Below are 1,334 nucleotides of genomic sequence, written 5' to 3'. Positions count from 1 at the left end.
GTAAGCGCCAAGTAATATGATGGATTGAAAATCATTCAAAAAAAATCGACAATTATATAGAAAATTAGAGTTTTTAGAGTACAGTCTAAAAAATCTATAAAATGATTGGAGATGATTAGATGAAATTAGAGGATTTAACGCCCAAGCAGAGACTGAAGGCGGAAAAGTGGCTGGCAATCATTCGTGAATGTATAAATAGTGATCTATCAAACGAAGAATGGTGCCAACAGAATAACGTTAGTATTAAAAGTTATTACTATTATCTGGCAAAACTAAGAAAGATGGCGATTGAACAGATTCCATACAAAAAAAGAAATAATGTACTGCCTTTGGTTCCTGAATCAAATGATATTGTAGAAATACAGGCTCCTCAATCTACTCCTGTATGCATACCTTCTTCAGTAATGACGATTTGTCAAGGAAACACAAAAATAGAGATCAATTCTAATTGTCCTGAATGGATGATCCGGGAGCTGTTGAATAAATATGTTAGGTGACATTTCTAAAGCAGAACATATCTATATTGCCTGTGGATATACAGATATGAGAAAGTCAATTGATGGACTTGCAGCTATCGTACAGCAGAATTTCAAACTGGATCCATTTTCGAACTCATTGTTTCTCTTCTGCGGAAGGAGCAGTACAAAAATGAAAGTCTTGTACTGGGAAGGTGACGGATTCGTGCTTTTGTATAAGCGTCTTGAAAATGGAAAATTCGTATGGCCAAGAAATAAAGATGAAGTAATGAAAATAACAGATCAGCAGTTCAGATGGCTTTTAGAAGGACTTAAAATAGAGCAGCCACGAACAATAAAAAAGAGTAATAAAAGATGTGCTATTTAGCTTTATATTAAGGAAATTTTGTATTAAATATGGTATAATATAGACAGTTAAGGAGTGCTTCGAATGATTGAAAATGCAGGTATCGACTACAAAGAATTATATCTACAGATGCAGTCAGCAGTTGTAGCACTATCAAAGACATTGGAAGAAATCCAAAAAGAAAACAAGAATCTAAAGGAAGAAAATGAATATTTAAAGCGCAAGCTGTTTGGAACAAAAAGTGAAACATCAAAGTCACTTGGTTTTGAGCAGCTTTCTCTTTTTGATGAGGCAGAAGCAGAAGCAAATCCAGACGAAGAACAATTTATTCTTGAAGAAGTCAAATTCAATAAAAAGAAAAAGTATAAAGGGCAGTTGGATGATAAATTATCTAAACTGCCACATATCGAAGTTATTATGACACTTCCAGAATCTGAACTTGTATGCCCAGTCTGTAACAGTAAACTTGTTCCTGTCGGAAAGAAATTTGTTCGACACGAAATCGAATTTGT

3 protein-coding genes are annotated in these 1,334 nt (G+C 34.0%); all 3 read left to right on the top strand.

Going from position 1 to position 1,334, the window contains the following annotated elements:
* Positions 1-119: 119 nt before the first annotated feature.
* The gene (tnpA, locus tag FYJ55_RS10675; RefSeq protein WP_154556801.1) at positions 120-497 is read left to right on the top strand and encodes an IS66 family insertion sequence element accessory protein TnpA; all 378 of its coding nucleotides are present in this window, start codon (positions 120-122) and stop codon (positions 495-497) included.
* The gene (gene tnpB, locus FYJ55_RS10670; protein ID WP_118320378.1) at positions 487-843 is read left to right on the top strand and encodes an IS66 family insertion sequence element accessory protein TnpB; all 357 of its coding nucleotides are present in this window, start codon (positions 487-489) and stop codon (positions 841-843) included. The genes tnpA and tnpB overlap by 11 nt, the downstream gene beginning before the upstream one ends.
* A gap of 63 nt (positions 844-906) precedes the next feature.
* The coding region (locus FYJ55_RS10665; protein WP_229771174.1) for a transposase at positions 907-1,334 on the top strand (428 nt) is incomplete at its 3' end.

Origin of the sequence: Holdemanella porci (assembly GCF_009696075.1) — a bacterium.
Taxonomy (GTDB): domain Bacteria; phylum Bacillota_I; class Bacilli_A; order Erysipelotrichales; family Erysipelotrichaceae; genus Holdemanella; species Holdemanella porci.
Note: the sequence above shows the minus strand (reverse complement) of the source record. Positions and strands in the feature narration are given on the sequence as shown.

Bases quoted from the DNA above. Each gene is read 5' to 3' on its own strand.
- tnpA (WP_154556801.1), top strand. From the start codon at position 120: ATGAAATTAGAGGATTTAACGCCCAAGCAGAGACTGAAGGCGGAAAAG.
- tnpB (WP_118320378.1), top strand. From the start codon at position 487: ATGTTAGGTGACATTTCTAAAGCAGAACATATCTATATTGCCTGTGGA.